This is a genomic window from Photobacterium pectinilyticum, assembly GCF_024357955.1.
Taxonomy (GTDB): domain Bacteria; phylum Pseudomonadota; class Gammaproteobacteria; order Enterobacterales; family Vibrionaceae; genus Photobacterium; species Photobacterium pectinilyticum.
This window is the reverse complement of the sequence record NZ_JANEYT010000168.1, coordinates 1-1,856: the sequence shown is the minus strand read 5'-3', so window position 1 is coordinate 1,856 and position 1,856 is coordinate 1. Positions and strand designations below refer to the sequence as shown.

The following is a 1,856-nucleotide window of genomic DNA, read 5'->3' as shown; positions in this document are numbered from 1 at the left end:
TTGTCTGCATCACGAGCGGCCTTCATAACGTCTAGACGTAGGTCTTTAAAATGCATGTGACCGATACGGTGGCCCCAACGCTTGATCATAGTGACAGGGTTACCGCCACCGTATGTGATGTGACCTGTGTCTAGCGTTAGGTGAACAGCATCGCCAGTTAGCTCCATCATGATGTTGATGTCGTCTTCAGTTTCACAGATAGTGCCCACGTGGTGGTGGAAAGACAGCTTGATGTCATGCTCGTTTAGTAGGTACTCAGAAACTGTTGTTAGCTTCTCACAGTAGGTTTTCCACTCATCCATTGTCAGGATAACGCGCTGAGACAATGGTGTGTTGATGTCGCCGTGAACTGTATTGCTCACTTCACCAAATACCATCGCTTTACAGCCAGCGGCTTTCAGCAGTTTGATGTGCTCCTGCATTGCTGCGATTTCTTCGTCAGCGGTTAGCGTCATCAGGTTGCCGCTGTACCAGCCAGAAGCGAGAACCAGACCGTGTTGCTCTAGAAGTGGAATAAGTACTTCTGGCTCACGAGGATATTTAGTACCTAGTTCAGTACCAGTAAAGCCCGCTTCTGCCATCTCACTCAAACATGTTTCCAATGGGATTTCACCACCCAATTCTGGCATATCATCGTTAGTCCAAGTCAGTGGGCTGATTCCGTATTGCACATTGCTCATGTTTGTTCTCCAAAAATATAACTTAAATAAAAATTTAACGTGATGAGGTGATTAGCTTGTTCTTTGGATTATGCCTTTTTCGCATCTAGGTAAAGAATGTCGCTCTGTTCACCGTTCGCTTAACTTGGGAATTACTATAACCAAAAAAAACAAAATGAAAAATATTTTCCGAACATCTAAAAGCATTTCATTTTTTTGAAAAAAATAGAAAGAACCCAGTAACCACGCGGTCCAAGGCGATTTCTTGAGCAAGATCACAAACCGATAAAACCCAATAAAAACAACCATTTAAATTAAAAATTAATTTTGAAAAATATTTTTCTTAATTTGATCAAGATATCATTTACGAATAAAAATCAACTTTAGGTATAGCCGAGAGCAAATGTTGTCCATATGATTAAAACATCACCTTATGAAAAAATATTTTCAGAGCAACATATAACTACTACAGATAAAAGGGTGAAATAAAACAGCCGATACCTATGCCCTACAGTAAAGGCGTATCGGACCGCTACCCAGCTCATGCTTATTCGATGGTTGAGTGAGAGAAGGGAAAAAAATCAAGGAGCAACGCATGTCACCCACAACCGCGGCCGAGGCCCGAAAACATAATTTTGCTTACATTATTCGAATTTGTTGTATTGCAGCCCTAGGGGGAATCTTATTAGGTTATGACACTGCTGTTATTTCCGGCGCCATCGGCCCCATACGCGAACACTTTGGACTAACCTCTGCACAAACCGGCTGGGCAGTATCAAGTGTGGTTCTAGGTAGTATCATTGGTGCGGTAAGTGCCGGCTGGGCAGCCCTCAAATATGGCCGTCGTAAAACCCTCTTCATCGGCGCTATCCTCTTCATGATCTCCGCCATCGGCTCGGCACTTGCCACTACCTTCACGTTCTATGTTCTACTTCGCATTGTTGGTGGTGTCGCTGTTGGTTTGGCCTGTGTGGTTTCACCTATGTACATGTCTGAAGTGGCGCCGAAAGACTTCCGCGGCCGTGCCGTCAGTATGTTCCAACAATCTGCTGTTATCGGTCAGACTGGGGTGTTCTACGTTAACTACCTGATTGCAAAAGGTATGAGTGAAACGTGGTTGGTTGATATGGGCTGGCGCTGGATGCTGGGCTCAGAAGTGCTTCCAGCCGCACTGTTTGCTGGCCTGTTGTTCCTTAT

2 protein-coding genes are annotated in these 1,856 nt (G+C 44.5%); one reads left to right on the top strand and one right to left on the bottom strand.

The window, feature by feature from the left end; all coding sequences use genetic code 11:
* Positions 1-680: myo-inosose-2 dehydratase (gene iolE / locus NHN17_RS25655; RefSeq protein WP_255045507.1), on the bottom strand; the 680-nt coding region annotated here is incomplete at its 3' end.
* Positions 681-1,254: 574 nt separating this feature from the next.
* Here iolE and NHN17_RS25650 point away from each other — a divergent pair.
* Positions 1,255-1,856 (top strand): MFS transporter (locus tag NHN17_RS25650; RefSeq protein ID WP_255045506.1); only part of this gene is annotated, 602 nt, incomplete at its 3' end.